Genomic DNA, 26,060 nt, shown 5'->3' with positions numbered 1-26,060 from the left:
GCAAGGGCGATGGCGAGCCCGGTTTGAAGACGATCTGGCTGGGCATGCAGCGCATCATGGACTTCGCCGCCGGGATCAAATAGGCCAGGGAGATGCCGGACACGGAAAGTTGTGTGTAATGGGATGGGTCTAAGAGCAGGCGAATATGATGACATCACTCACCCTGGAACAGTTGTTCGCGGTCCTCCTGGAAATCGTCGGAGCCCCCGTGTTCTGGAGCCTGATCGGGGCGTCCTCGTTGATCCTGATCGCGTTCATTGCCCTCCTGATGCGGAACCGAAAACAGGAAAGGCACGCCCCTTGGCGGGTCAAACTCTGGGCGTCAATTGGTGCACTCGCCGCCATTCTGTCTCTGCAATACGCGACGAGTTCAGGGTTTTCCGATCTTGGCGGACCGATCGATCTCATCGTGCTGATGCTGGCGGGGGGCGCGGGCGCGGTGTGTCTGATGATTCTGGCGTATGTGGCTCAGTCGCTGCTGCCGAGCAAGGGCTGACCTTCGCGGTCGAATCTTGCCGCTGGAGCGTTAGCGCCGACGTTTGCCTTCTCAATGCCGCCTCCGGCTCCCGAGCCGCACGGGCGGCTCGCACCCCCTGCGACCCTTGAATTCCCTGTTGGTCCTTGCTTCGTCCTCATGCATCGCACTGCGCGCCGTCGTGACTTACCACCTTGTCAGATTCGGTCAGATCCCGTGGGTTGCCCGCGTGTTATCGCTCTGAAATTCTATATCACTGATCGAAGTGCCTTCCTCGTGGATCAATCATCCTTCGGACTGGAGCAAGCCAATGTATACCGGTGCATATCGTTTCGTGTTTAGCCTTATTTCACTCCCAATTCTGATTGGGCTAGGGTTTGCTGGATACTCATTCGGAGGATTCATCGGTGCCCTCGCTATTGGGGGGATACCGTTATTGTTGATTGTAAAATTTCTTTATTTCTAGAGACGATCGCCAGACCACGGTCCTTTGCTGGTCAGATCAATCCCGCCGTCCCTGTCGCATACTTTGGAAAACCAAATGAAAAAACGATTCCTGCCTGTCTGGACGCTCGCCCCTGCCCTCATTTTTGGCCTCGCCGTGGGTTCGGTCTGCGCGAAAGGCTCAGGTACGACGCCCAGTGGGGAAGCGCATGAGACAAGGCCGAAGGATTGCGTCTCGGCCCCTCCAGCCGGCGGCGCCACCGCCAAATCGCCGCAACAGACCCTGTCTCAGGTCTGCGATGGTTCCGCCGTGACCATGAATTCTCCACCGCCGGGCCGTACCGCCGCCAAGATGCCTTCCAGGCCCAGTGTCGACGGCCATCATCCAGACCTGTAGCCAGCGGAGTCCATGAGCGCTCGACATGCCGCGCGCGACCCTGCTCTCGCAACGCTTGCTAGTTCTGTTTCTGGCCGGTTTGCTTCTGCTGTTTTCGCCAGTGGTCTCGCGGTTCGCCGACCTGGGCCACTGGCGAGGGATTCCAGCCTTCCTGATTTATCTCTTTGGGGCGTGGGCGGGAATCATCGTCATCGCCGCCTGGATCCTCTCGCGCACACGAGATTGAAGGGGGCGGCATGATCTCCGGGTCGCTCATCGTCGGCGTTTCCTTCGTGTATCTGGGGCTCCTGTTCGGGATCGCCTACTGGGCGGACGGGCGTGCACAACAGGGTCGCTCCGTCATTGCGCACCCCACGGTCTACGCGCTCTCGCTGGCCGTCTATTGCACGGCCTGGACCTTTTATGGCAGCGTCGGGCGCGCCGCGGAAGATGGCCTGGGTTTCCTGCCCATCTATCTCGGACCGACCCTGATCGCCCTGCTCTGGAGTTCGCTGCTCTTGAAGATGGTCCGGATCAGCAAGTCCGAACGCATCACCTCGATCGCGGATTTCATCGGCTCCCGCTATGGCAAGAGTCACGTCCTGAGCGGCGTGGTGACGGTGATCGCCGTGATCGGGGTCTTGCCCTATATCGCGCTACAGCTCAAGGCGATCGCCTGGAGCTTCAGCATCCTCAATGCCTACCCCGACCTGCGCATGCCCGACCAGCAGTCCGTGCCGCTGTGGCACGACACCGCCTTCGTCGTCGCGCTCCTGCTCGCGGCGTTCACCATCCTGTTCGGCACCCGACACCTGGACGCGAGCGAGCGCCACGAGGGGATGGTGGCCGCGATCGCCTTCGACTCCATCGTCAAGCTCGTTGCCTTCATGGCCGTGGGGCTGTTCGTGATTCTCGGTTTTTTGGGCATTGGCGGCGGTCCACCGCTGCCATCCCTGGCGGATAATCCGCATCTGGCCTCCCTGTTGAAGCCGTTGTTCGAGCCCGGCATCGCCTCCTTGCAGCGCTGGATCGCCATCTCCGTGCTGGCCGGTCTGGCGATGATGGTGCTGCCGCGTCAGTTCCAGGTCGCGGTGGTTGAAATCAGCGACGAGCGCCACCTGCGCCGGGCCATCTGGCTGTTTCCGCTCTATCTGCTGCTGATCAACCTGTGCGTGATCCCGATCGCCATGGCGGGGCTGATCACCTTTCAGGACGGCCAGGTGGATGCGGATACCTTCGTGCTGACGCTGCCCATCGCCTTCTCGCAGCCCTGGCTGGCGCTCCTGGTCTTTATTGGGGGATTGTCGGCGGCGACGGGCATGGTCATCGTGGAAACCATCGCGCTCTCGACCATGGTCAGCAACGATCTGATTCTGCCCGCCTTGACGCGACGCTGGCGTCGTCGTCCGCCTATGGCCAGCCTCAGCGGCCTGTTGATCAACATCCGACGCGGCGCCATCGTCGTCATTCTGCTGCTGGGGTATCTCTACTATCGCCTCGCCGGCGAAGCCTATGCCTTGATCGGGATCGGGCTCATCAGTTTCGTTGCCGTCGCCCAGTTCGCGCCCGCGCTGATCGGCGGTCTCTACTGGCGTGGCGGCACTCGCGAGGGCGCGCTAGCCGGACTGCTGGCGGGCTTCCTGGTCTGGATCTACACCCTGCTGCTCCCCTCGTTCGCCCGCTCCGGCTGGCTCCCGCCCGCGTTCATGGAATCCGGTCCGGACGGACTCGATTTCCTCGCACCGCTCGCGCTGTTCGGGCTGTCCGGCTGGGACGAGATCACCCACGGACTGTTCTGGAGTCTGACCGCCAACATCGGTGCCTTCCTGCTGGTCTCGTCGCTGCGCGCCCCGGATGCCATCGAGATTGCCCGTGCGCGCGTGTTCGTCGATGCGCTGCGTCAGCATCGCCCCACCGGCGCCTTGCTGTGGCGCGGCAGCGCCGAGGTCGTCGAGCTGATCGAGCTGGCCGAACGCATCCTTGGCGTGTCGCGCGCGCGCGCGGCCTTTGCCCGCTATGCCCGCGCGCGCGGCGTCGCGCTCCCCGTCAACATCCCGGCCGACGCCGAAACCGTGCATTTCGCGGAAACGCTGCTCTCCGGCGCGATTGGCAGCGCCTCGGCACGGGTGATGGTGGCATCGGTCACCGAGGAGGAGAGCCTGGGGCTGGACGAGGTGCTCGATATCCTCAATGAAGCCTCGCAGATCCGCGCCTACAGCCATCAACTGGAACAGAAATCCATAGCACTGGAGGCGGCTACCAACGAACTGCGCGCCGCCAATGCGCGTCTTCAGGAACTGGACCAGCTCAAGGACGATTTCGTGTCCTCGGTCACGCACGAACTGCGCACCCCGCTGGCGTCCATCCGCGCCTTCTCCGAGATCCTGTTCGACGACCCCCGGCTCCAGCTCGACCAGCGCCGCCACTTTCTGGGCATCCTGGTCAGCGAGACCGAGCGTCTGTCGCGTCTGGTCAATCAGGTGCTCGATCTGGCCAAGCTCGAATCCGGCCATGCCGACTGGCGCAGCGAGGCGGTCGAGCTTCAAGAGGTCATCGAACAGGCGTTCGCGGCCACTGGGCACTTGATCGAGGAGCGTGGCATCGCGGTCGTGCGCGAACTGCATCCGCAACCGGCGGTCGTCTGGGGCGATCGCGATCGTCTGATCCAGGTGTTGGTCAATCTCCTGTCCAACGGCGTCAAGTATGCCCCGGCCAACCAGGGACGCTTGCGGGTCGAGCTGTTTCCGGTCGAGACCAACTGGCGTGTCTGCATTGCCGATAACGGTCCGGGAATCCCGGCGGACGAACTGGATCTGGTGTTCGAGAAATTCCACCAATCCGCAGTCGATGGGGCTAAGCCGGCCGGAACCGGACTCGGCTTGCACATCTGTCGTCAGATTATTCACAACCTGGGCGGTCGCATCTGGGCTGAAAACCTCGCCCCGGCAGGGGCAAGCGTTTGTTTCGAGCTTCCCGCCCATTCCACGGATCCCATCACCCCTAAGTGATCGCCATGCGCAAACGTGTTCTGATCGTCGACGATGAGCCAAATATCGTGATCGCGGTGGAGTTTCTGATGCAGCGCGCGGGTCATGAGGTGCGCACGGCCCGTGACGGCGAAACCGGCCTCGCGGCGGCACGATCCTATCGACCGGATCTGATCGTGCTCGATGTCATGATGCCCAAGCTGGATGGTTACGCAGTACTCGCCGCGATCCGCGCCGACCCGCTCCTTGACGGTACACGGATTCTGATGCTGACCGCCAAGGGCCGCGAAGCCGAACAAAAGAAGGGACTCGCCCTCGGCGCGGACGCCTACCTGCCGAAACCGTTTCCAACGGGCGATCTGATCGAAAAAGCGCGGGAACTGCTTGATCGCTCCGACTGAGTCGGAGGCGCATCCGCAATGAATGGACGCCGTCGGGCATTGGCGGATCCGCCAGCCCCCGCCCACGCAAACCCCATGAGTGACGCTTCCAGATGCCTGTCATAAGCGAGACCGCTCCACACGCCACCTTGAACGGATTCGATGACACCTCATTGCGCGCACTGGCTCGCCGCCAGCCGTTGGTCGTCGTGCCCACGATCAGTCTGCGCGAGACACTCTATCGCATCAGCCAGACGCACGAGGACGCCGCGGTCATCGTCGATTCCGCAACGGGACTGCCGCTGGGTCTTGTGACGCTGCGGGATCTGCTGCATGCCATCGGTTTCGAGAACGGCGGATTGGACGATCCGATTGCCGCGCACATGCTCGGCGGTCTGCTCACCCTGGCCGCCGATACCCCGGCCCATCGCGCCAAGGTGACCATGGCGAAGCGCGGGGTTGGTCATCTGGTCCTGACCGAAGCCGATGGGCGTCTGTTTGGGCTGGTCACCCAGGTCGATCTGCTGGGTTTGGGGGCGGGTGGTGCAGAAACGCTAATCGCCGCCATCGGTGCCGCGCGCGACCTGAGCGGCATGGCCATCGCGGCGGATCGGGTGCGCCGGCGCGGCGCCGAGCTTTTTCACGCCGGGATGGGCGTCGACGCGCTCTGTCAATGGATCTCGGGACTCCATGACCTGATCGGCATGCGCATCATCGAGATCATCGAGGACGAATATGATTTGCCCCCCGTTCCCTGGTGCTGGCTGGTCTTCGGCTCCGAAGGGCGACTGGAACAGACCTTCGCCTCGGATCAGGACAACGGACTGCTGTTCGTTCCGCCCGAGCCGGAAAGCACGGAGGCCATTCGTCAAGCCTTCCTGCCCTTTGCGAAGGCGGTGAATCAGGCCCTGCATCATTGCGGAATCGAGCGCTGCCGGGGCGATATCATGGCCGGCAATCCGGACTGTTGTCTGAGCGCGGCCGAGTGGCGGCAGCGTTTCGCCACTTGGCTGCGAACTCCGGATCCCCAGGCGTTATTAAACAGCACGATTTTTTTCGACTTTCGCCCTCTGTACGGCAGCAGCGAAGCTGCGGACGCGCTACGTGGCTGGCTGATCGGCGAGGCCCCAACGCATCCCCGCTTCTTTCACGCGCTTGCCGAGCTATCGCTCCGTGTCGCACCACCGCTGGGCTGGGCCGGACAGTTCACCTACGATCGCAATCGCGACTTTCCCCACACCATCGACCTCAAGCTCCAGGGCGCGCGCTATTTCATGGATGCGGCTCGCGTGTGGGCGCTGAAGCAAGGTCTGTGGTCGACCAATACCGCCGAGCGGTTACGCGCGACCAGTGCCGCGCGCGGGCGTCGGAACGAGGACACGGCGGCGGACATCGAGGCCTTCCATCTCATCCAGCGTTTTCGCATGCATCAACAGCTTCAGACCCAGGATCTCGACGCCGCCAACCGTGTCAACCCAAGCCATCTCAATGCGCTGCACCGACTCATGCTCAAGGAAGCGCTCAAGCAAGCAGGGAAGCTCCAGTCTCGACTCAGGCAGGAACTTGCGATCTAGCTTGACGGGACCGTGCAGGAATCGTCGGCGGATCAAATGCTCGATAAGGATCGTTTAACCGAAAGTGGGCGGAATATTCGAAGGTTTGGGCGTACAACCCCGACAGGCGAAACCCGTGCGCCCATCATTCCGTGAATCAAGAGGCACTCCACGATGAAGGGTGACCCAAGGAGAAACCACTATGTCTGATCGAGTCGATGTCGCCGTCCTTGGGGCGGGTCATGCCGGGCTGAATGCCATCAAGGAAATCCGTCGGGTTACCGACCGCTATCGGTTGATCAACGGCGGTAGCCTGGGAACAACCTGTGCGCGGGTCGGCTGCATGCCGTCCAAGGTCGCCATCCACCTGGGCGAACTCTATGCCATGCGCAAGCAATTCCAGCGCTACGGCATCGATGGCGGCGAATCCTTGCGGATCGACGAGACGAGCGCGCTGGAGCACCTCCGCGACCTGCGCGACACCTTCGTCGATCTGGTGCTCGCCAATACCACCGACGAGATGGAGGAGGAACTCGTCGATGGTTATGCACGCTTCATCGATCCGCACACCATCGAAGTTGGCAACCGAACCATCCGCGCCCGCGCCTTCGTGATCGCGACGGGGGCGTCGAGCGTTGTGCCAACTGAGTGGCGGCACGCCTTCGGCGATGCCATCCTGACGGCCGAGGATCTCTTCGAGTTGGAACGCCTGCCCAAGTCGATCGCGGTGATTGGGCTGGGGCCAATCGGCGTAGAGCTTGGCCAAGCCCTGCAACGTCTCGGCGTGGAGGTGGTTGGGATCGACTCGGGGACCACCCTGGCCCGACTGGAGGATCCGGTCATCAACCAGGCCGCCGTCGAGATCTTGCAACGCGATTTTCCCCTCTGGCTCGGCGAGCCGGCGCGCATCGAGCGCGCGGACGCCGGGGCTGGGGTGCGCGTCCGCGCCGGCGATCGGGAGCGCGTGGTCGAGAAGCTGCTGGTCGCGATCGGACGCCGCGCCAACCTCGCGCACCTCGGGTTGGACCGCATCGGCTGTCCGGTCGACGCCCGCGGCGTGCCGCTGTTCGACGCCCGGACGCTCCAGATCGGGCAGCACCCCATCTTTATCGCGGGCGATGCCACCGACGGAATCGCGAACTTGCAGATCGCCGCCGAGCAGGGCCGAATCGCCGGCTACAACGCCTGCCACGAGGAGCACCGTCACTATGCGCGCCGCACCCCGATGGCCATCGTCTTCAGCGATCCGAACATCGCCTCCGTCGGCGTCCCCTGGTCCGAGCTGGATCAGAGCCAGGTCGTGCTGGGCCAGCAACGCTTCGGCCCGGTCGGACGTGCCCTCATCCTCGGCCAGAACCGTGGACTGCTGCATCTCTACGCGCACCGTCGAACCGGCGTGGTTCTGGGCGGCGCCATGATCGGTCCGCGTTGCGAACATCTGGCTCACCTGCTGGCCTGGGGTGTTCAACAGCGTTTGACCGTCGATGAGATGCTCCAGATGCCCTTCTATCATCCGGTCATCGAGGAGGCGCTACAGGATTGTCTGCACGGGCTGGCGAGGAAGATCGAATGACCCGCCATCAAGGAGGAACCCGAAACAGATTCTTAGACCAACACCTCGCTCGAACGAGATGCGCTGGAGATGGCGTCCGGCATCCGGCCGAGAACCGCTTCGACGCTGGCCAGAATCTCGCCGATCGGCGGCGTGTCCGTGCTGTCGACCATCACCGCGTAGGGCTTTTCCACTTCGCTCAGGCATTGTCGGAGCGCGAGTTGACGTTCCAGCACCGCGAGATCGGCCTCGGAGGCATCTTCTCCCAGCGCGAGTCGGTGTCTCAACCGCTGACGCAAGACATCAATCGGGGCATCGAGCGCCAGGATCGCGAATGCCGCCCGATGCTTGCGCGCGAGTTGCATGAATCGCTCACGGCGGTCGCGCGCAATGAAGGTGGCGTCCACCAGGACGTCATAACCATTGGCGAGTATCCCATCGGCGAGTCGATGGAGCCGATCATAGGTCCAGTTCGTGGCGCTTGGGAAATAGATTCCGGAATCGACGCTTGACAGTGTTTGAGCCTTTTCGTCCAGGCCGAAGAGACGCTTGCGTTCCACGTCCGAGCGCAGGTGGATCAATGGCAGCGCCTCGCGCAGAAGACATGAAAGACAACTCTTGCCTGAACCGGAGACCCCACAGACGATCAGCAGATGCGGATGGCGCGGCCGCGTATAGGATTCGGCCAGCGTCAGATAGCCGGCACAAAGGTGACGCTCAGTGGCTCTCGCCGCGGGATCCAGTTCACCCTGATCTAATCGGATGGCCAAGACTTTTGCCCTGACCATGGCGCGGTAGACCTTGTAGAAATCGAGCACATCCAAAGCGCCGTAATCACCGTTGCACTCCAGATAGCGATTGAGGAACAACCGCGCGAGTCCAGCCTCACCCGCCTGCTCCAGATCCATCACGAGGAATGCCACTTCGCTGGCGGTATCGATCCAGCGCAGATTGGGATTGAACTCGATGGCGTCGAAGATGCGAATCTCGCCATCGACCAGCGCGATGTTGCCGCGATGCATGTCGCCATGGCACTCGCGCACATAGCCATGCCGACGGCGTTGTTCGAGCACGGGAATCAGAGCTTGGAAGCGCGCCCGTGTCCAGGCCTCGAGCCGATCGAGCCGCGCCAGATTGTCGGGGATGACCGCGCGCGCGCACCTGAGTCAGGTTTTCAAGCATCGGCATCAGAACCGCGTCCGGAGAGCCGAAATCGAGATGGCGATCCGCCACCGGAATGCGCGCATGAAAATCCGCGATCTCCTCGGCCAGGCGCGTCATGAGGTCACTGGCGAGCGGCTGCCGGTCGAGTAACGACTCCTGGGGGAAACGGCGCATTTTCACCGCGTATTCGAGCGCCGGACCCGCGCCGCCGATGCGGGGCGCCGTCGGCGTCCCGGTCACGGCGACGACTTCGAGATAGAGATCCTCCGCCAGCCGCCGGTTGAGCCGCAGTTCCTCCTCGCAGAAATGACGGCGAAGTTCCAGGGTCGAAAAGTCGAGAAAGCCGAGATCGAGCGGCTTTTTGAGCTTGTAGGCGAAGTCGCCGGCCAGCAGCACATGCGAGATATGGGTCTCGATGTGCTCGACAGGATCGGCTGGATGCGGATACGCACCCGTGCGCATCAGGGCCGAAATCAAGCGAGAGAAATTTTCGGCTTCCATGGGGCTGCAACTCTCCGTTAGGACGGACTGGATCAGCGCCGGAGCCACGGCCCGCACATCGGCCTGCTGACAGGACAGTGCGAAACGGAACCGGCGCAGTTGAACTGAAGCGATCAGGATGGGTAAGATCTCAAAGACATTCCACCCCCTGCCTCAAGTTTAGAGAGTTCCATGTCAATTGAACGAATCGTTTTTGCCATTGCCGGCGCCTTTATCCTGGTTTCAGTGGCCCTCGCGCATTACGTAAGCCCCTATTGGCTCTGGTTCACCGCGTTTGTCGGCGCCAATCTGTTTCAGTCCGCCTTCACCGGCTTCTGTCCGGCGGCGCTGATCCTGAAGAAGATGGGCAAGCAAAGCGGGCCGGCGTTTTAGGCGTCAATCCTTGGCGGCCGGCGACTCAATCGTCCACCGGCCGCGCCCAGAGATCGTGGTCGCCCGCCTCCGTCACCTCCACTTCGATGAAGTCGCCGATGTCAATCTCCCAGTCCCCTGGAATGATCACCTCGCCATCGATCTCGGGCGCATCGGCATAGCTGCGGGCGATGATGGCGTCCGCGGCCACTTCATCCACCAGAACAGTGAGCCGCTGACCGATTCGCGCGGCCAGCTTCTCGCGGCTGATCTCCGCCTGGACGGCCATCAAACGCTCCAGCCGTTCTTCCTTGAGCGACTCTGGCACGGGATCGGGAAGTGCATTGGCAGACGCGCCGTCGACCGGCGAGTAGGGAAAACAACCGACTCGGTCCAGCCGGGCTTCGCGCAGGAACTCGAGCAACTGCTCGAATTCCGCCTCGGTCTCGCCGGGAAAACCGACGATAAAGGTGCTGCGCAGCACCAGATCCGGACACTCCACGCGCCAGCGTTCCAGTCGCTTCAGCACTTTTTCGGTCGCCGCGGGGCGGCGCATGGCTCGCAGCACCCGTTCGCTGCCATGCTGTAACGGCATGTCCAGATAGGGCAGTATCAGGCCCTCGGCCATCAGCGAAACCAGCTCGTCGACATGCGGATAGGGATAAACGTAGTGCAGCCGAATCCAGGCCGGCAGATCGCTCAAGGCCCGCGCCAGTTCGGTGAGATGCACCCGGATCGCCCGATCCGTCCAGATCTCCGTCCGGTGACGCAGATCCACGCCATAGGCGCTGGTGTCCTGCGAAATGACCAGCAGTTCGCGCACCCCGGACTCGACCAGGAGGTGTGCCTCGTCGAGCACCTCGCCAATGCTCCGGCTCACCAGATCGCCGCGCAGGCTGGGGATGATGCAGAAGCTGCAACGATGATTGCAGCCCTCGGAGATCTTGAGATAGGCATAATGCCGGGGCGTGAGCTTCACGCCCTGTGGCGGCACGAGACTGATGAAGGGATCATGGGGCGCCGGCAGTTGGGCATGCACGGCGGACATGACCTCTTGCAGCGCATGAGGGCCGGTGATGGCCAGCACCTGAGGATACGTCTCCCGCACCAGCTCGGCGCGCGCGCCCAGGCAGCCGGTCACCACGACCCGACCATTCTCGGCCAGGGCCTCGCCGATCGCGCCCAGCGATTCTTCCACCGCGGCATCGATGAAGCCGCAGGTGTTGACGATCACCAGATCGGCACCTTCATAACTCGGCTGGATGCCGTAGCCCTCGGCGCGCAGCTGGGTGAGAATACGCTCGGAGTCGACGGTGGCCTTAGGGCAGCCGAGACTGACGAAACCGATGTTCGGGGGATTGGTGCTTGAATTTTGCAACGAAGTCATCCATAGATACGCTCTAGCGATTCTGTAAGGATACCCGAGTCGGCGCCATCCGAGATCCATCGCAGAACAATACTCCGGCCTCGCTTCAGGGGAACGGAGACCCAACCAGAGACACGGGACGGAAGAGCATGAAAAGCTGTAACCTCTGCAGATACAGTACTGTTTGCAATGACCTGCCAGGCATCTGTATCTTGCTTCCCTACCTTGCCATCGCGGTTGTCGTGGTTTCGCTCGGCTATCTCTTCGTGACCCAGGAGCTGATCTAGTCCAGCGGCGCCTGCGTGTCGGAAACCAACCTGCCTCGTCATGGCGTCCAGGCTTTTCCAGCCCTGACGGGACAAGCCAGGATAGTCTGTCTACGCACCGAGCCTGCTGGCTTCGGGCAATGCCGCCACGAGCGGGAATACTGGACAAGACCACTCTTTTTTTGATCACTGGAGCCTCGACGCCGTCCTTCAGCCATGACGATTCTTCTCGCCAATCCCCGCGGTTTCTGCGCCGGTGTCGACCGTGCGATCGCTATCGTCGATCGTGTCCTCGCACTTTATGGCGCGCCTATCTATGTCCGTCATGAAGTCGTGCACAATCGCTACGTGGTTGAGAATTTGCGACAACGCGGCGCTATCTTCATCGAGGATCTGGATCAGGTTCCCGATGGCGCCACCCTCGTCTTCAGTGCCCACGGCGTCCCGCAACAGGTGCGCCAGGACGCGGAAGCGCGCGGGCTGCGGGTCTTCGACGCCACCTGCCCCCTGGTCACCAAGGTGCATCTGGAAGTCGCGCGGTATTGCAAAAACGGCATCACGGTCATCCTGATCGGACATCGCGGACACCCGGAGGTCGAAGGCACGCTGGGACAGTGTTTCGGCAATGGCGGCGCCATTCATCTGGTGGAAGCCGCCGCCGATGTCGCGGAACTCGACATCCCCGATCCCGAATGCCTGGCCTATGTCACTCAGACAACTCTCTCGGTGGATGACAGCCGCGCGATCATCGACGCCCTGCGGGCGCGTTTCCCCGCCATCCAGGGACCGAAAAAGAGCGATATCTGCTATGCCACCCAGAATCGGCAGGATGCGGTGCGCGAGCTTGCCAGCCGCTGCGATCTGCTGCTGGTGGTGGGCTCGCCCAACAGCTCCAACTCCAATCGGCTGCGCGAATTGTCCGAGAGACAGGGCTGTACCGCCTATCTGATTGACGGTCCCGAGGACATCCGCCGCGACTGGCTCGCCCAATCTCCGCGCATCGGCCTGACCGCGGGCGCCTCGGCGCCCGCGATCCTGGTGGAGCAGGTGATCGCCAAACTCCAGGCATGGGGCGCCGACGGCATCGAAGAACAGGATGGCATCCGCGAGCAAATCGTGTTTCCGCTTCCGCGCGAACTCGTCGCGGACACCTCCGCTGTCCTGGAATAGACCGGAGTGCTCTTGCGCATCGACTCCAATCCACATCCAGCAGACGGAAGATATCGACGCAATGAACGACATTCTGGTCATCGGCGGCGGCATCATCGGACTCCTGACCGCCCGTGAACTCCTTCATGCCGGGTCAACCGTCACCCTGATCGAAATGGGCGAGACCGGCCGCGAATCCTCGTGGGCCGGCGGCGGCATTGTCTCGCCGCTCTATCCCTGGCGCTCTCCCGACTCCGTCACCGCACTGGCCACCTGGAGCCAGCGCGCCTATCCCGCGCTGGCCAGTGCGTTGCGTGACGAAACCGGCATCGACCCGGAACTGACCGCCAACGGCCTGCTGATCCTGGAATCAGAAGAGCTGACAGAGGCGCTGGCTTGGGGGGAGAGGCATGGACAGCGGATCGAGGTGGTCGATGATGCACGGCTCCAGGAGACCGAACCCGAGCTGGGACCGCGCCCTCCCCGCTCGCTCCTCATGCCCGAGATCGCACAGATTCGCACCCCCCGTCTGGCCAAGGCCGCCCGCCGGTCGCTGGAGAAGCGGATCCAACTGCGCGAACAGGAGGAGGTGCTCGAACTTCTCGTCGAAGGCGGTCGCGCCGTCGGTGTCCGCACAGCCAAGGGCGCCGTCAAGGCCGACCGGATCGTCATCTGCGCGGGCGCCTGGACCGCCAAACTGCTCGAACAGCTCGGCAGTCCGCCCGACATCGAACCGGTGCGCGGTCAGATGATTCTTTTTTACGCCAAACCCGGTCTGGTTCATCACATCACGCTCTTCAATGAGCGCTATATCATTCCGCGCCGGGACGGTCGTGTGCTGCTCGGGAGCACCCTGGAACACACCGGATTCGCCAAGACCACAACCGCCGAGGCCAAGGAAGAACTCTATCGCGCCGCCATCGAACTCTTCCCTTTCCTCAGGCGTACCCCGATCGAAGATCACTGGGCGGGCCTGCGCCCCGGATCGCCAAGCGGCATCCCCTACATCGGCGCCTATCCGGACATTGAAGGACTCTTCTTCAATGCCGGCCACTTCCGTAACGGCTTGGCTGCCGGCCCCGCCTCCGCCCGACTTGTCGCGGACCTCATGCTGGGTCGCGAGCCGATTGTCGACCCCGCGCCCTATGCCATGAATGCCGAGCGCTCCTGACGGAGCGGCGGCTCAACGTCACGGACGCGGCGATGTCGGCAAGCAACGGCTGAACCGAGCGACGAGCATGCCATTATCTATTGGCTTTTGCGCTTCGGACACTTTTTACAACGTTTCTGATCAAGGTACTTCTTACAGCATTTGTCGGATTTCTTGCTCATTTCGAACCTCACGCGATGTATGCCAGCGACTCAGGCCGTGCTCTTGGGCGACGCGGTTCCCGCCGCCGATCCCATCTGTTTCGCGATGTTCGCCAGTTCATTATCGATCATCAAAAGAGACTGTCCCTGATCGCCGAAGAGACGCACGCGGCCGAGGATGTCCTTGACCGTCGCCTCTTCCTCGATCTGCTCGGTGACGAACCACTGGAAAAAGATATGGGTCGCATGATCCTTCTGCGACAGGGCGAAATCGACGATGTCGTTGATCGCGGCGGTCACCGCTCGCTCATGCGCGAGCGTGCTCTCGAACATCTTGAGCACCTCGGTCTCCACCGTCGCGGGCGCGGCGACCTCGCCCAATCGCACGGGCGCATCCTGGTCGATCAGGTAGCGATACATTTTCATCGCGTGCGTCAGTTCCTCGCCGTATTTGGCAAAGAACCAGGCCGCCACTCCCTTCAGGTTCATACCTTCCGCCTGCGCCGAAAGTCCCAGATAGAAGTGCGCGGAATACATCTCGCGGTTGATCTGGGCGTTGATGCGCGTTGCCATCTCTTCGGAAATCATCGATTCAGGCTCCTGGCCGTCAAGTGAGCAGACGGCCCACCGTTTGAAGTTGCGGTAAAGCAAGTAATCTTGACGCCAATCGAGCAAAATTCAAGCGGACTGCATGGGTCGGCATTGGATCCTGAGTTGCCGTCGCTTTCGGTATAATTAGTGCCTTCCAGCAAACCTTGTGCCCGTGCCTGCGCTCCTCACCGATACCCCGCGCACGGCGACACGCAACCCCGTCAGTCATTGACAGAGACCGACCATGCCCAGCGCACCCAGCAAAATGCTCGAAATCTTTCCCAACCCGCAAACCGAGCGCGACTATACCGTCCGCATTCGAGTGCCCGAGTTCACCTGCCTGTGCCCTAAGACCGGTCAGCCCGATTTCGCGGAATTGACCCTGGAGTACGTCCCCGACCGGGTCTGCGTCGAACTGAAATCGCTCAAGACCTATGTCTGGTCCTATCGCGACGAGGGCGCATTCCATGAGGCGGTGACCAACCGCATCCTGACCGACCTGATCGAGGCGGTCGAGCCGCGCTTCATGCGTCTGACCGCCGATTTCAATGTCCGCGGCGGAATCTATACGACCGTGGTGGCCGAGCATCGCGCCGCCGGCTGGCAGCCGCCGGTTCCGGTACAGCTTCCCTGATCGGGGTCGAGTCGTCTGTCGAGGCGTCGCAACACTCTGCGATTGCCGAATGACACTCGTCTCTACGCAAGCGCCGAGGATAACTCGGCGGTTCCAGGCGGGTTCCGGGGCGGTGTCGGCGAGACGCGGGTTACTCCATGATGTCCACCTGAAGCCCCCGTTCGGCCAAGGCATCGCGGCGCGCGGCCAGATAACGCTGGAACCTCGGTTGCCAGCGGTAGGCGCCGGTGGAGACGTAATCCAATGCGCCCTGGATATGGAACGCCTTCAGATAACCCTCGGTGCGGAAGACTTCGCGCCCGTCGGCATCGAAAAAAACCAGGCTCGGGGTATATTCGATGCCGAGTTCGGCGGCCCAGGCGCGCGTCGTGAGTTCGCGTCCATCCGGCGTTTGCACGGGCTCATTGGAGAAGGCGTCCAGGATGACGGCATCGAAGGCGCTCAGCGAGTAGGCCACCGCTTCGCGTCGCAGGATGTCTTCGTGCAATTCGTCGCAGTCCTTGCAGATGGGTTGCTCGAACAGCACCAGCAGTGGGCGCTGCGAGGCGTCCAGATGCTCGCCGAGACGCGCTGGTCGGGACAGAAAACCGCCCTCCTCAGGCAGCTTGCCCTTGGCTTCGCGCGGATTCGTCGCGGCATAAAAATCCGGGAAGGATTGGCCCGTCCGTTCGCGGCGTTCGGATACATAGGCCAGTGCCGCGCCAAACCGATGGGGCGGGAAATACCCATTGATCCGCATCGCCACCGCGCCCGCCTCGTCCAGCAGCAGCATCGTTGGCGTGAACTGCACCTTGAGATCGGCGGCGAACTGTTTTTCGGTGGTCGACTCGCCGCTGAATCCGGTCACCTCGCGGTCGCCCCAAATGTTGATGGCGATGACCTCGAAACGCTCGCGGGCCAGCGTGCCGATCGTGCGGTCGCCCAGGTTGTCCCGCAGCAGTTTGGTGCAGTAGGGGCAACCGTCTTGGTAAAAATAAAGGATGACGCGTTGATCCGACGCGGTCGCCTCGGCCACGTCCTCGCGGATATCCAGAAAGGATTCCTTGAACCAACCTGGCTTTTCCGGATCGCCGGAGTTCTGGATTGCAGGCAGCGGTTGCGTGGAACCGCTGTCCGTCGCGGCGGCCAACGTGGCGACGGTACAGAGTGTCAAGGCGATGAGTAGCCGATACATGGTCAATTCCCCTCTTAAACCGCGCCCAGCGCGATCTGCCCTGTTTCGCGTGGACTCAGACTTGCGGTCATCAACGACAATCGGTGAGACGCGGTTTAAATGATTAACAAGTTGAAAGTGCAAACCGCGTGAGCGCCAGCTCCGGTGGAGGCCCGCGCGTCCGAATCGACGCACAAACAGCGCGTGTCACCTCAGACGCGGTGTAACGGACAATCGTCCCTGACCAAGCGGAACCGACGATCCGACGGATAAGGGAAAACGTCCTCCAGATACCCGGCGTGGATATGCGCCTGACGCTCGCGCCACCAGGACGGGTCAAGCAGATCGCTGTGCAGTTCGCGAAACACCCGACGGATTCGGGGATCGGTGAGCAAAAAGGTCTCGAATTCCTCGGGAAAGATATCGTTGGGACCGACCGAATACCAGACCTCCTCGGACAGTTCCATTTCCGGATAAGGCGCTTCGGGAATCGCGCGGAAATTGCAGTCGGTCAGGTAGCAGATTTCGTCGTAGTCATAGAAAACAACCCGATCCTGACGGGTCACGCCAAAATTCTTGAACAGAAAGTCGCCGGGAAAGATGTTGGCGGCCGCAAGCTGCCGGATGGCGTCGCCATATTCGCCGATGGCGTGGCGGATCTCTTCCTCGTCTGCCGTGTGCAGATAGAGATTCAAGGGTGTCATGCGCCGCTCGATATACAGATGTTTGATGATCAACTGATCGCCGTTCACATCCAGGCTGTCGGGGCATTCGGTCTCCAGCATCTCGCGCAGCGCCGAAGAGAAGCGTTCTAGCGGAAAGGCAACATGCGAGTACTCCCAGGAATCGGCCATGCGTCCGACCCGGTCGTGCAGCTTCACCATCAGGTATTTTTCCTTGACCGTCTCGCGGGTCATTTCCTTGGGCGGCGGGAAGCGGTCCTTGATGACCTTGAACACGAACGGAAACGACGGCAACGTGAAGACGCACATCACCATGCCGCGAATGCCGGGCGCGACCACGAACTCGTCGGACGAGTAGCGCAGGTGCTTGAGAAAATCGCGATAGAACTCGGCCTTGCCGAATTTCTGGAGACCGATGGCGGTATAGAGTTCCGCCTTGCCCTTGCGCGGCATCAGCGGACGCAAAAAATCGACCACGGCGGCGGGCACCTCGGTGTCCATCATGAAATAGGCGCGCGAAAAACTGAAGATATCGGAGATTTCGTCCTCGCCGGTCAGCAGGGTATCGACATAGAGCCCCCGCGCTTCGTCGTTCAGAATGGCGATCGCAAAGGGGATCTGATCCGCGCCGTTGATCGCCTTGCCGATGAGATAGGCGGCCTTGTTGCGGTAGAAGGGCGCGCAGAGCATGGCGAGTTGGAAATTCTGCTGGATCGCCCGGTTGGCCGGGAAGCGCTGGCGGATGGCGAGCAGCAGACAACGGAGATCGCGGCGACGATCGCGGAAGGGACGGCGGAAACCGGCGTCGCGCAGGATGTTGACGATCACCCTGACGAATCCATCGCGCGCCGGATAATAGGGGCGGAAGATGGGAATCTCCGCCTCCAGATGCTCGGTGGAGATCAGCGGCCAGACGAAGATATAGCTGTTGTTGTAATAGTGGCGGTCGAAGAGTCGGCAGAAGACCGAGTTGTAAAAGGTCTCGGCCAGTTCCGGCTGGTTGAGCTGGGGCAAGAGCCGCAGATATTCGACCTTGATCCGTCGCCAGAGGAAATCGCTGGGGTCGCGCAGATGGAATTCGCGCCGCAGCAGGTCCACGGTCTCGCCGACGCGCCTGTCGTAGAAGCTGATGCGCTCGCGGGCGGCGACCTGGACCGCCGGCCAGTCGGCGGACTCGAAGCGCGTCTGGGCATGCGCCGTGATCTCGCGGAACAGCCGATAGTGGCGCTCGAAACCTTCGAGGATGGCCTCGGCGATGAGTTTTGCTTCGGTCCAGGCCATGATTTCGGTTATTTGGTTGTTAGTTGGCGGAATGCCCATCTTGGTCGCGCCGGGCAGGGAGCGCCGGCTTGTAGCAGGCACCTGGGGTGTCCGGTCTCCGATCGGACGAATCTGGCGGTCAGAGACCGCCTACACCAGGGCCGCCTACAAGCCGGCGCTCCCAGGAAGCCGGCGCTCCAGGAGGGCGGCGTTTGGGTCCGAGCGATCAATCGAACTGATCTTCCTCGGTGGAGCCAGTCAGCGCAGTGACGGTTGACGTGCCGCCCTGAATCACGGTGGTGACGTCGTCGAAGTAGCCGGCGCCCACCTCCTGCTGATGCGAGACGAAGGTGTACCCCTTCTCGCGGGCGGCGAATTCCGGCCCCTGGACCTTCTCGACATAGTGGCGCATACCTTCGCCACGGGCGTAGTCATAGGCCAGATCGTACATGTTGAACCACATGCTATGGATGCCGGCCAGGGTGATGAACTGGTACTTGTAGCCCATGTCCGCCAGTTCGTCCTGGAAGCGCGCGATGGTGGCGTCGTCGAGATTTTTCTTCCAATTGAACGACGGCGAGCAGTTGTAGGCGAGCAGCTTGTTGGGATTCTGTTCCAGCACCGCCCGCGCGAACTCGCGCGCGAAACCGAGATCCGGGGTGCCGGTCTCGCACCAGATCAGATCGGCATAGGGGGCATAGGCCAGGCCGCGACTGATCGCCTGTTCCAGACCCTGTCTGACCCGGTAGAACCCATCGTCGGTGCGCTCGCCAGTCACGAAGGGACGGTCGTTGTCGTCGACGTCGCTGGTCAGCAGGTTGGCCGCCTCGGCATCGGTGCGGGCCAGGAGCAAGGTCGGCACGCCCATGACATCGGCGGCGAACCGCGCGGCGGTCAGTTTCTGCACCGCCTCGCGCGTCGGCACCAGCACCTTGCCGCCCATGTGGCCGCATTTTTTGACCGCCGCGAGTTGGTCCTCATAGTGGACGCCAGCCGCGCCGGCGGCGATCATGTTCTTCATCAGCTCGAAGGCGTTCAGCACACCGCCGAAACCGGCCTCGGCATCCGCGACGATGGGCAGAAAGAAATCGGTGTAGCCCGTGTCGCCGGGCTCGATCCCCTTGGACCACTGAATCTCGTCGGCGCGCTTGAAGGTGTTATTGATGCGCCGCACCATGGTGGGCACCGAATCGTAGGCATAGAGCGACTGATCCGGATACATGGTCTCGGAGGTATTGCCGTCGGCGGCGACCTGCCAGCCGGAGAGATAGATCGCCTCGATGCCTGCTTTGGCCTGCTGCATCGCCTGGCCGCCGGTGATGGCGCCCATGCAGTTGACATAGCCTTTGCTCGCGCCGCCATGGATCAGCGTCCAGAGCTTCTCCGCGCCGAGCTTGGCATAAGTGTATTCGGGCTGGACCGAACCGCGCAGACGCACCACGTCCGCCGCCGAATAGTCGCGGGTCACATCGGTCCAGCGCGGGTTTTCCGCCCAGTCACGTTCGAGGGCCTCGATCTGTTTCTGACGATTCATGGGTTGCTTCCTCAGTGGTTTTATTCTTGGACCGCTCGACACCCGTTTCGATCATTCCGGACCTCAGGCGATGAGACTCATGCAACTGCGCGAAAGTCCCAAGACCGTCTCAGGTCGTTGTCGTTAGTCGTTGTCGAATATTCGCCATGCCGAGACCGCGATCACGACAACGACAACGACAACGACAACGACAACGAGGATGTCCCGATCTCTGAACTTGAGCGTTGAGCCGTCGCGGATATTTGACTGTCTTACTCGGTCTTGACCTGTGAAGCTAACCAGATCAGGATCATTTGACGAATCAATTATCCAAATCTTTTTTATTGAGATTGACAATTATCAATGAACGCCAATCCAGAAGTGCTTCGCCAAGAACTGATGGAGCGCGGCCTCGCGCGCGCCGAACTCGATCCAGATCCGATCCGACAGTTCCAGCAGTGGTTCGAGACGGCCATCGGCACCGATCTCCCGGAGCCCAACGCCATGAGCCTTTGCACGGTCGATCCGCAAGGTCAGCCTTCCGTGCGCACCGTTCTGCTGAAACTCTATGACGAGCAGGGGTTCGTCTTCTTCACCAACTACGGGAGTCGCAAGGCGCGCGAGATCGACCACAATCCGCGGGTGGCGCTGTTATTTCCCTGGGTGGCGCTGGCCCGGCAGGTGCAGATCACTGGACGCGCGGAGCGCATCCCGACCGCCGAATCGCTGAAGTATTTCGTCTCCCGTCCGCGCGGGAGTCAGATCGGCGCCTGGTCATCGCCCCAGAGCGAGGTGATCGGTTCACGCTCGCTGCTGGAAGCCAAAGTAGCTGAGATCGCGCATAAATTCGCCAGGGGCGAGGTGCCGCTGCCGGATTTCTGGGGCGGGTATCGGGTCGTGCCTGAGACGATCGAGTTCTGGCAGGGGCGCGAGAGCCGGCTGCATGACCGGTTTTGCTATCGGCGGCGTGAGGGATCCACGGATTGGCGGATCGACCGCCTCGCGCCGTGACAACAGTTTAAACGTCATGAGCATTGCCATGCTTGACGCGCTGCTGTTGGTGAGCTGGGCAAACGGCGTCCCGGTGGCGGTGCGTCTATTGCTTGGCGATCGCTGGGCATCGCCGGTCGATGGTGGAGCTGTCTTTTATGATGGACGCCCCTGGCTCGGTGCCTCCAAGACTTGGCGGGGATGGTTCTCCAGCGTGCTGACGACGCCATTCGTGGCAGTGTTTCTCGGTTTGTCCTGGGAGCTTGGGCTAGTGGCTGTCTTGGGGGCGATGCTGGGCGATTCGGCCACCAGTTTCTTCAAGCGGCGTTTTGGTTTTCGCTCGGGCGCGTCAGTTCCGGTGCTGGATCAGGTTCCGGAATCCTTGATTCCCGCCCTGGCGTTGCAGACGCCGCTGAGTCTGACAACGCTCGACCTGGCGTTGGTGGTGAGCGGTTTTTGGATGATCGATCAATTGCTGACACCGGTTGCGCGCCGCTTGCGGCGTGCCGGGCGCGATTTGCATTGAGGCTGTCAACCTCGCGGGAAAAACCGGCTGCTTGTGGTCGGAAATCGAGTATCGAATGCATTCGCGCTCCCCGAGAGGAAGGGGCATTAGCCCGGCTGCAACTCATGCAGAGTGATTTCGGGTGGGCAATTGAGCCGAGCATTGACCACCGAGGTGCCGGCGCCAACCGAGGTATAGCCGATGAGGTTGCCATGGCGCCAGGGACCGGCGGCCAGTCGGCGCGGACATCGGGCGTCCCAGGTCAGCGGAAAGCCGCCCGGCAGGCAGATCTGGCCGCCGTGGGTATGGCCGCAGAGGACGAGGTCGAAACCGCTGTGGGCCGCGTGCCGATAGATCTCGGGGGTGTGGGACAGGAGGATCGAGACCGCGCCCTCGGGAATCCTGGCGGCGGCCTTGTCGATGTTGTGAACCCGATAGTAGTGGGCGTCGTCGATGCCGGCCAGATAGAGGGCCTGACCGTCCCGCTCGATGAGGACGGTTTCGTTCAGGAGGACGCGAATGCCCATTGCCTCCAGTCCGGGAACCAGCCTGAGCGTGTCGTGATTGCCCAGGATGGCGTAGATGGGCGCCTTGAGGTTGCGTCGCAAGACCGCCATCGCACTCAAGACAACCGCGAAGGGACCGAAGGTTTTGGCGCGATAGTCCCCGGTCAGCACGCAGATGTCATAGTCCAAATCCCGGACGCTTTCGCGGATGGCGTCGGCGTTGCGGGGATCCATGTCCAGATGCAGATCGCTCAGATGCAGGATCTGGAAACCCTTGAAGGCATCAGGCAGGCCAGGCAGCACCACCCGGTTGTGCCGGAGCCGGATCGCGCGGGCATTGCGCTGGGCGCGCTCGTAGAGTCCGCTCAAGCGCAAGCAGTGGCGAATGAAGCCATGCACCGAATACCAGTTTTCCGGGTAGAAGAAATGCGCTCCAGGACGAGTAAGGACGAAGACCTCGTGATCGCCTTCCAATCCTAGCCGCTGTCGCAGATGAGTACGCCCAATACGGGTGGTTAATGCTTCGATGTCGTGGAACTCCATGGGACGTCGTCGCCCCTAGGAGGCCGTAGTGTCGTCGCTTGCCGACGTCTCCTGCTCCTCGCGCACTTTTTTCAGGCGGTCGAGGGCGGCGCGCTGCTGAACATAAAACCCTAAAACAATCGCAATGATCACGATCAGCTCGATCGCCTTGCCGGATCCGGCATCCATGTGCGTACCTCGCGGTGGTTGAAATGCGTGCGAATGAATATTGCGAATCATAAGGCAGATCACAAGATGCCACGTCGCGAGGGTCCGCTCGGACAAGCCCCAGAAACCAGCGACGCGGTCGCGTGCGCCCGCGATGTCTGGCAGGCCGGCTGCAGCATAATTTCATTTCCGGGAAGGCTTTTCGGTCGCGCTTTGGGTAGACTTCCGGGGTTTCGATCCGAGCCAGTCAGGAGATCTTCTTTCATGCACCGCACCAGCGGCATTTTGCTTCATCCGACCTCGCTACCCGGCCCCTACGGGATTGGCGATCTCGGGCCGACCGCGCACCGTTTCATCGATTTTCTCGCAGGAGCGGGGCAAGGTCTTTGGCAGATGCTGCCATTGGGACCGACCGGCTATCAGGATTCGCCCTATCAGTGTACCTCGGCGTATGCGGGGAATCCGCTCCTCATCAGCCCTGACCTGCTGCGGCAGGCGGGCTGGATCCAGGACAGCGATCTCGATCCGCCTGAATTCACGCGGGATCAAGTGGACTTTGGCGCCGTCCATGTTTGGAAGCATGACCTGATTCAGCGGGCGATGAATGGTTTCAAGGCGAACGCGACCGCGGCGGATCGTGACGACTTCGCCTATTTTTGCGAGACCCATCGGATCTGGCTCGAAGATTTCGCGCTCTATCATGCCTTGAAGGTCCACCACGATCTTCGCCCCTGGACCGACTGGGCGCCCGAGTTCGCCTTGCGCGATCCCAAGGCGTTAGCCGATTGGTCCAAGGCCAACCAGGGCGAACTCGAACTCCAGCGCTTTATTCAGTACGTCTTTTTCCGCCAGTGGGGCGAATTGCGGGCTTATGCCAGGGCGCGCGGCGTTCATCTGATCGGCGACATGCCCATTTTTGTCGCCCACGATTCAAGCGAAGTCTGGACCCATCCGGAATGGTTCGAACTGGATGACCACGGTCATCCAACCGTGATCGCGGGCGTGCCGCCGGATTATTTCAGCAGCACTGGGCAGCGCTGGGGCAATCCGCTCTACCGTTGGGAAACGCTGGCGGCGGACGGCTACAGCTTCTGGGTCGAGCGATTGCGCCGGGTGCTCGAACTGGTCGATCTGGTGCGGATCGACCACTTTCGCGGCTTCGCAGCCTACTGGGAGATTCCCGCCGCGGAGGAAACTGCGATCAGCGGCCGTTGGGTGCCGGGCCCGGGAATGGCGCTGTTCGATGCGCTCCGCGCAGCGCTCGGCGACGACCTGCCGCTGATTGCTGAGGATCTTGGAGTCATCACCGAGGATGTCGAGGCACTGCGGGACGATTTGAAACTGCCCGGCATGGCGGTTCTGCAATTCGGTTTCGAGGGTACCGAGGGTGGCTTCGGGCGCTCCGCCTTTCTGCCGCACAATCATCGCCGGCGGCTGGCCGTCTACACTGGCACCCACGACAACAACAGCCTGCTTGGCTGGTGGGCGACCAAGGACGCCACCATCCGGCACCATGCCTGCGTCTATCTCAATAGCAACGGCGAGGAACTCCATTGGGACTTCATCCGCGCCGCGCTCTCCTCCGTGGCGGCGCTGGCCTTGTTCCCCATGCAGGATGTTCTCGGACTTGGTGCCGAGGCGTGCATGAATCGCCCCGGCACGGCCGACGGGAACTGGGTGTGGCGTTATCGCGAGGAGATGGTCAGCGAGGCCAGCGCCGCGCGTTTGCGCGAACTGACCCGACTCTATGGACGGCTACCCTATCCGGTGGAGTGAAGGCTCGCTATTTCTCCGCCGTCAGATAGGCGATCCATCCGGCATCCGGCTCGCCGGCCTCGACGGGCACGAAGACCCCGTCCGGATTGCCGTCGGCGTCCCAGCCCTGCCAATGGACGAGGATCCTGGAAAATCCGGCCTCGTCGAGCAGTTCGCGGACCTCGGGCAGGGTCCAGAGACGCCAGTCGTAGCTGAACGCACGTTCCAGTCCGGAGCCGTCGTCGAAGCGGAAATGGATATGACACACGAGCCGTCCGGTCACCGGTTCATAAGCCGCCTGCTCCCAGACATAAGTAAAGTCACCGCCCAGGGGGTCATGGATTCGGCGCTCCTCAACCAGGAGACGATAGGAATCGTAGCCGCCATAGGCGTCCAGAAAGAACACGCCGCTGTCCTTCAGGGTCGCCCGGACCTGCCGAAAATAGTGGAGCAGAGCGGCGCGCTCGCGTAACAGCCAATAGCTGAAGTTCATCGCCAGCACGATATCCGGCTGGCGTGTCTGGGCCGCGAGGACATCTTGTTGGAGCAAGGCGACCCGGGAGCGTTGGTGTTCCGCCAACGTTCGGAGATTATGGCGCAGGCCCCAGTCGAGCACCTCGGGATCCAGATCCACGCCGAAGGCATGATTGGTCTTGCGACGGCGCACCCATTCGCAACAGATGGCGGCCGTACCGCAAAAGTCCTCCCTCAGAATCCGAGCGCCACGGCAGCGGATCATCCGATAGGTCCGGTCCACAAAGTCCACCTCCGCGGACGGATTCTGGACCGCAAGCTCATAGAGGCGATGGCGATCGGGTCGACTGGCGGCGGTAGGCATGATTCGCAACTCGAACCGAGATCAGGAGTGTGTCCCGTCCTGCTCGATCAACGGCGATCTGCCGCCGGCCCGGTCATTGGACGAAGCTTCATTTGAAAGCGTCCGGCTGTTGATGTATCTTAGTCGGCTTGCAGACGACAGGGAAGATGGATCGGACCGCCCCCATGTTGCATCGGCCGCAACGGCATCCGTTTAGTACAAAAGTCTGTGATCACACCCCGGAGAGGTGTCCGAGAGGCTTAAGGAGCACGCCTGGAAAGTGTGTATAGGTTAATCCCTATCGAGGGTTCGAATCCCTCTCTCTCCGCCAACCATGCAGTAATGAAGAGCCTTAGAGCGCGTTTTTATTTCCTACCCGCCAACCTACCCGCCATCTCTGGTGCGATTGGCAGCGACACGTTGCGACACGATTTCACTGTCGAAATGCTGTTTCCTGGGAACAGGGCACCTGAAAAATTCTTCCTCGCCTAGTTGACATCCAAAAATCAAAGCGTATCGTTAAACCCGCTTTGTTGGCCTGCAACACAAAGCGCATATAACCGCAGGATTTCCGGCAATCTTGACCGCCGAGAGACAGGCTACGCCCTCCACGTCCTACGCTACTCGCAGATGGAACCATGATCTGGCTTGATTAGCCAGGGAGTTCGCACTTGGGAATGATTCAACCCGCCGTCGTCTAGCAAGCGACACACCGCTACCAGCGGTTTCTGCCGTGACTGGCATCTGGTTGAGACCTCTACTAACGGAGGTCTGCTGATGCAGCCCCACAATCAAACAGCGTACACTTTTGGGCAACTCTGTCGGAAGCTCAACATTCATCGTTCGACATTCTACCGAAACCTCAAAAAGGGGCTTATGCCATGTTAATCAACATGGAAAACTTCCCAGGGATCCGGGGAAATCAACATTGAATTTTTTCCACCCCGGAGTGGTGCAACCGACCGGCCTTTTGGCCGGAGCAACCTGGGGTGATCAGGATGGAATTCATTGCCGATATCAGACGGCGTCATTTGGTTGACGGGGAGAGCATCAGTGCGATTGCCCGTGATCTTCAGCGGTCTCGTCCG

The 26,060-nt window shown here is 61.6% G+C and carries 23 protein-coding genes and 1 tRNA gene; 14 read left to right on the top strand and 10 right to left on the bottom strand.

Annotation, left to right across the window (positions count from 1 at the left end; all coding sequences use genetic code 11):
- The first annotated feature begins 145 nt into the window (after window positions 1-145).
- The 6 genes from CCR95_RS24910 (at window position 146) to CCR95_RS24885 (ending at window position 7,788) form a co-directional block, all read left to right on the top strand.
- Window positions 146-496 (top strand): DUF5368 family protein, encoded by a 351-nt coding sequence (locus CCR95_RS24910; RefSeq protein WP_201099425.1) that lies wholly within the window; start codon window positions 146-148, stop codon window positions 494-496.
- An 845-nt stretch (window positions 497-1,341) separates the two neighbouring features.
- Window positions 1,342-1,542, top strand: coding sequence for a hypothetical protein (locus CCR95_RS24905; protein WP_201099423.1), 201 nt, complete (start codon window positions 1,342-1,344; stop codon window positions 1,540-1,542).
- 10 nt (window positions 1,543-1,552) lie between these two features.
- Window positions 1,553-4,303, top strand: coding sequence for a sensor histidine kinase (locus CCR95_RS24900; protein WP_201099422.1), 2,751 nt, complete (start codon window positions 1,553-1,555; stop codon window positions 4,301-4,303).
- A 5-nt stretch (window positions 4,304-4,308) separates the two neighbouring features.
- Window positions 4,309-4,683 (top strand): response regulator transcription factor, encoded by a 375-nt coding sequence (locus CCR95_RS24895; protein ID WP_201099421.1) that lies wholly within the window; start codon window positions 4,309-4,311, stop codon window positions 4,681-4,683.
- A gap of 92 nt (window positions 4,684-4,775) precedes the next feature.
- Window positions 4,776-6,236, top strand: a complete 1,461-nt coding sequence (locus CCR95_RS24890) for a DUF294 nucleotidyltransferase-like domain-containing protein (RefSeq protein ID WP_201099420.1) — start codon at window positions 4,776-4,778, stop codon at window positions 6,234-6,236.
- A gap of 181 nt (window positions 6,237-6,417) precedes the next feature.
- Entirely contained in the window at window positions 6,418-7,788 is a 1,371-nt protein-coding gene (locus tag CCR95_RS24885) for a dihydrolipoyl dehydrogenase (RefSeq protein ID WP_201099419.1), read from the top strand.
- A 32-nt stretch (window positions 7,789-7,820) separates the two neighbouring features.
- Here CCR95_RS24885 and CCR95_RS25755 read toward each other — a convergent pair whose 3' ends face one another.
- Together CCR95_RS25755 and CCR95_RS25750 are read right to left on the bottom strand one after the other, a co-directional pair.
- Window positions 7,821-8,555: a P-loop nucleotide/nucleoside kinase family protein gene (locus tag CCR95_RS25755; protein ID WP_242523490.1), complete on the bottom strand. Its 735-nt coding sequence runs from the start codon at window positions 8,553-8,555 to the stop codon at window positions 7,821-7,823.
- A gap of 97 nt (window positions 8,556-8,652) precedes the next feature.
- Window positions 8,653-9,432, bottom strand: coding sequence for a hypothetical protein (locus CCR95_RS25750; RefSeq protein WP_242523489.1), 780 nt, complete (start codon window positions 9,430-9,432; stop codon window positions 8,653-8,655).
- Window positions 9,433-9,603: 171 nt separating this feature from the next.
- Between CCR95_RS25750 and CCR95_RS24875 the strand changes: the two genes are divergently transcribed.
- A complete protein-coding gene (locus CCR95_RS24875; protein ID WP_201099418.1) occupies window positions 9,604-9,804 on the top strand; it encodes a YgaP family membrane protein in 201 nt (66 codons plus the stop codon).
- 25 nt (window positions 9,805-9,829) lie between these two features.
- Here the strand turns inward: CCR95_RS24875 and rimO are convergent, their stop codons facing one another.
- A complete protein-coding gene (rimO, locus tag CCR95_RS24870) occupies window positions 9,830-11,170 on the bottom strand; it encodes a 30S ribosomal protein S12 methylthiotransferase RimO (RefSeq protein WP_201099417.1) in 1,341 nt (446 codons plus the stop codon).
- Window positions 11,171-11,631: 461 nt separating this feature from the next.
- Here rimO and ispH point away from each other — a divergent pair, with 461 nt between their 5' ends.
- Window positions 11,632-12,585, top strand: a complete 954-nt coding sequence (gene ispH, locus CCR95_RS24865) for a 4-hydroxy-3-methylbut-2-enyl diphosphate reductase (RefSeq protein WP_201099415.1) — start codon at window positions 11,632-11,634, stop codon at window positions 12,583-12,585.
- A 61-nt stretch (window positions 12,586-12,646) separates the two neighbouring features.
- The gene (gene thiO / locus CCR95_RS24860; RefSeq protein WP_201099413.1) at window positions 12,647-13,735 is read left to right on the top strand and encodes a glycine oxidase ThiO; all 1,089 of its coding nucleotides are present in this window, start codon (window positions 12,647-12,649) and stop codon (window positions 13,733-13,735) included.
- A 191-nt stretch (window positions 13,736-13,926) separates the two neighbouring features.
- Here thiO and CCR95_RS24855 read toward each other — a convergent pair whose 3' ends face one another.
- On the bottom strand, window positions 13,927-14,463 hold the full coding sequence (locus tag CCR95_RS24855) for a ferritin (protein WP_201099410.1): 537 nt from the start codon (window positions 14,461-14,463) through the stop codon (window positions 13,927-13,929).
- Between the two features lie 247 nt (window positions 14,464-14,710).
- Between CCR95_RS24855 and queF the strand changes: the two genes are divergently transcribed.
- Window positions 14,711-15,100, top strand: a complete 390-nt coding sequence (queF, locus tag CCR95_RS24850) for a preQ(1) synthase (protein WP_201099408.1) — start codon at window positions 14,711-14,713, stop codon at window positions 15,098-15,100.
- 130 nt (window positions 15,101-15,230) lie between these two features.
- On the opposite strand, the gene CCR95_RS24845 is transcribed toward queF, so the two are convergent.
- From CCR95_RS24845 to aceA, 3 genes are all read right to left on the bottom strand, one after another.
- Window positions 15,231-16,274, bottom strand: a complete 1,044-nt coding sequence (locus CCR95_RS24845; RefSeq protein ID WP_201099406.1) for a thioredoxin family protein — start codon at window positions 16,272-16,274, stop codon at window positions 15,231-15,233.
- 191 nt (window positions 16,275-16,465) lie between these two features.
- Complete coding sequence (gene aceK, locus CCR95_RS24840; RefSeq protein WP_201099404.1) at window positions 16,466-18,217, bottom strand: bifunctional isocitrate dehydrogenase kinase/phosphatase; 1,752 nt, start codon at window positions 18,215-18,217, stop codon at window positions 16,466-16,468.
- Between the two features lie 205 nt (window positions 18,218-18,422).
- A complete protein-coding gene (gene aceA / locus CCR95_RS24835; protein ID WP_201099402.1) occupies window positions 18,423-19,730 on the bottom strand; it encodes an isocitrate lyase in 1,308 nt (435 codons plus the stop codon).
- A gap of 342 nt (window positions 19,731-20,072) precedes the next feature.
- Between aceA and pdxH the strand changes: the two genes are divergently transcribed.
- Both pdxH and CCR95_RS24825 read left to right on the top strand, forming a co-directional pair.
- Window positions 20,073-20,720 (top strand): pyridoxamine 5'-phosphate oxidase, encoded by a 648-nt coding sequence (gene pdxH / locus CCR95_RS24830; RefSeq protein WP_201099399.1) that lies wholly within the window; start codon window positions 20,073-20,075, stop codon window positions 20,718-20,720.
- Window positions 20,721-20,748: 28 nt separating this feature from the next.
- On the top strand, window positions 20,749-21,225 hold the full coding sequence (locus CCR95_RS24825; protein ID WP_242523488.1) for a CDP-archaeol synthase: 477 nt from the start codon (window positions 20,749-20,751) through the stop codon (window positions 21,223-21,225).
- Window positions 21,226-21,311: 86 nt separating this feature from the next.
- Here the strand turns inward: CCR95_RS24825 and CCR95_RS24820 are convergent, their stop codons facing one another.
- Both CCR95_RS24820 and CCR95_RS24815 read right to left on the bottom strand, forming a co-directional pair.
- Window positions 21,312-22,253, bottom strand: a complete 942-nt coding sequence (locus CCR95_RS24820) for a metallophosphoesterase (RefSeq protein ID WP_201099395.1) — start codon at window positions 22,251-22,253, stop codon at window positions 21,312-21,314.
- A gap of 15 nt (window positions 22,254-22,268) precedes the next feature.
- Entirely contained in the window at window positions 22,269-22,421 is a 153-nt protein-coding gene (locus tag CCR95_RS24815; protein WP_201099394.1) for a hypothetical protein, read from the bottom strand.
- A gap of 243 nt (window positions 22,422-22,664) precedes the next feature.
- Between CCR95_RS24815 and malQ the strand changes: the two genes are divergently transcribed.
- Window positions 22,665-24,176, top strand: a complete 1,512-nt coding sequence (gene malQ / locus CCR95_RS24810; protein WP_201099393.1) for a 4-alpha-glucanotransferase — start codon at window positions 22,665-22,667, stop codon at window positions 24,174-24,176.
- Window positions 24,177-24,183: 7 nt separating this feature from the next.
- Here malQ and CCR95_RS24805 read toward each other — a convergent pair whose 3' ends face one another.
- Window positions 24,184-24,993 (bottom strand): class I SAM-dependent methyltransferase, encoded by an 810-nt coding sequence (locus CCR95_RS24805; RefSeq protein ID WP_201099392.1) that lies wholly within the window; start codon window positions 24,991-24,993, stop codon window positions 24,184-24,186.
- 220 nt (window positions 24,994-25,213) lie between these two features.
- Here CCR95_RS24805 and CCR95_RS24800 point away from each other — a divergent pair.
- Window positions 25,214-25,303, top strand: a tRNA-Ser gene (locus CCR95_RS24800).
- Window positions 25,304-26,060 lie beyond the last annotated feature (757 nt).

The sequence above is a fragment of the Thiocystis minor genome (assembly GCF_016653465.1).
Classification (GTDB): Bacteria; Pseudomonadota; Gammaproteobacteria; order Chromatiales; family Chromatiaceae; genus Chromatium; species Chromatium minus.
This window is presented reverse-complemented; position numbering and strand designations above follow the sequence as displayed.

Excerpts from the sequence above, each read along its gene's own strand:
- queF (WP_201099408.1), top strand. The coding sequence starts at position 14,711 with ATGCCCAGCGCACCCAGCAAAATGCTCGAAATCTTTCCCAACCCGCAA.
- aceK (WP_201099404.1), bottom strand. The coding sequence starts at position 18,217 with ATGGCCTGGACCGAAGCAAAACTCATCGCCGAGGCCATCCTCGAAGGT.
- CCR95_RS25755 (WP_242523490.1), bottom strand. The coding sequence starts at position 8,555 with ATGGTCAGGGCAAAAGTCTTGGCCATCCGATTAGATCAGGGTGAACTG.
- CCR95_RS24905 (WP_201099423.1), top strand. The coding sequence starts at position 1,342 with ATGCCGCGCGCGACCCTGCTCTCGCAACGCTTGCTAGTTCTGTTTCTG.
- CCR95_RS24855 (WP_201099410.1), bottom strand. The coding sequence starts at position 14,463 with ATGATTTCCGAAGAGATGGCAACGCGCATCAACGCCCAGATCAACCGC.
- CCR95_RS24890 (WP_201099420.1), top strand. The coding sequence starts at position 4,776 with ATGCCTGTCATAAGCGAGACCGCTCCACACGCCACCTTGAACGGATTC.
- malQ (WP_201099393.1), top strand. The coding sequence starts at position 22,665 with ATGCACCGCACCAGCGGCATTTTGCTTCATCCGACCTCGCTACCCGGC.
- CCR95_RS24820 (WP_201099395.1), bottom strand. The coding sequence starts at position 22,253 with ATGGAGTTCCACGACATCGAAGCATTAACCACCCGTATTGGGCGTACT.
- CCR95_RS24845 (WP_201099406.1), bottom strand. The coding sequence starts at position 16,274 with ATGTATCGGCTACTCATCGCCTTGACACTCTGTACCGTCGCCACGTTG.
- pdxH (WP_201099399.1), top strand. The coding sequence starts at position 20,073 with ATGAACGCCAATCCAGAAGTGCTTCGCCAAGAACTGATGGAGCGCGGC.
- CCR95_RS24815 (WP_201099394.1), bottom strand. The coding sequence starts at position 22,421 with ATGGATGCCGGATCCGGCAAGGCGATCGAGCTGATCGTGATCATTGCG.
- CCR95_RS24910 (WP_201099425.1), top strand. The coding sequence starts at position 146 with ATGATGACATCACTCACCCTGGAACAGTTGTTCGCGGTCCTCCTGGAA.
- CCR95_RS24805 (WP_201099392.1), bottom strand. The coding sequence starts at position 24,993 with ATGCCTACCGCCGCCAGTCGACCCGATCGCCATCGCCTCTATGAGCTT.
- ispH (WP_201099415.1), top strand. The coding sequence starts at position 11,632 with ATGACGATTCTTCTCGCCAATCCCCGCGGTTTCTGCGCCGGTGTCGAC.
- CCR95_RS24895 (WP_201099421.1), top strand. The coding sequence starts at position 4,309 with ATGCGCAAACGTGTTCTGATCGTCGACGATGAGCCAAATATCGTGATC.
- CCR95_RS24900 (WP_201099422.1), top strand. The coding sequence starts at position 1,553 with ATGATCTCCGGGTCGCTCATCGTCGGCGTTTCCTTCGTGTATCTGGGG.
- CCR95_RS24875 (WP_201099418.1), top strand. The coding sequence starts at position 9,604 with ATGTCAATTGAACGAATCGTTTTTGCCATTGCCGGCGCCTTTATCCTG.
- thiO (WP_201099413.1), top strand. The coding sequence starts at position 12,647 with ATGAACGACATTCTGGTCATCGGCGGCGGCATCATCGGACTCCTGACC.
- rimO (WP_201099417.1), bottom strand. The coding sequence starts at position 11,170 with ATGACTTCGTTGCAAAATTCAAGCACCAATCCCCCGAACATCGGTTTC.
- CCR95_RS24825 (WP_242523488.1), top strand. The coding sequence starts at position 20,749 with ATGCTTGACGCGCTGCTGTTGGTGAGCTGGGCAAACGGCGTCCCGGTG.
- CCR95_RS24885 (WP_201099419.1), top strand. The coding sequence starts at position 6,418 with ATGTCTGATCGAGTCGATGTCGCCGTCCTTGGGGCGGGTCATGCCGGG.
- aceA (WP_201099402.1), bottom strand. The coding sequence starts at position 19,730 with ATGAATCGTCAGAAACAGATCGAGGCCCTCGAACGTGACTGGGCGGAA.
- CCR95_RS25750 (WP_242523489.1), bottom strand. The coding sequence starts at position 9,432 with ATGGAAGCCGAAAATTTCTCTCGCTTGATTTCGGCCCTGATGCGCACG.